Annotated in this window: 1 protein-coding gene; it reads left to right on the forward strand. The window is 52.4% G+C overall.

Features of this window, described 5'->3' with window-relative positions:
* Nucleotides 1-2 precede the first annotated feature (2 nt).
* The coding region (locus tag IE142_RS40190; protein WP_191889496.1) for a 6-phosphofructokinase at nt 3-571 on the forward strand (569 nt) is incomplete at its 3' end.

Raw genomic sequence — 571 nt, forward strand, 5'->3', positions numbered from 1 at the left:
GTATGAACCAGGCTACCCGAGCTATTGTCGCCTACTGTCTTACTCGTAGGCATACGCCTCTCGCCATTCACAACGGCTTCCCGGGTCTCTGTCGACACCATGCGGATAAGCCAGTCAGTTCTGTTCGTGTAGTCGAGTGGCTGGAGTCGGATAACTGGGTCAACGAGGCTGGTTCGGATATCGGAACGAACCGCAGCCTACCATCAGAGGACATGGAGGGCACTGCGAAATGCTTCGAGCTTTACAAGTTTGATGCCTTGCTTGTTATCGGCGGTTTTGAGGCTTACACTGCTGTGAGCCAACTTCGAAAGGCCCGCAGCCAATATCCTGTTTTCAAAATCCCCATGGTTGTTCTACCGGCGACTATCTCGAACAATGTTCCCGGCACAGAATATTCACTAGGAAGTGATACCTGCCTGAACACCCTGGTTACGTTCTGTGATGCCATTCGGCTGTCGGCTTCATCGTCCCGTCGTCGTGTTTTTGTGGTCGAGACGCAGGGTGGAAAGTCAGGATACATTGCTACTACTGCCGGTCTAGCTATTGGTGCTGTAGCAGCGTATATCCCTGA

Origin of the sequence: Streptomyces mutabilis (genome assembly GCF_014649815.1) — a bacterium.
Classification (GTDB): Bacteria; Actinomycetota; Actinomycetes; order Streptomycetales; family Streptomycetaceae; genus Streptomyces; species Streptomyces mutabilis.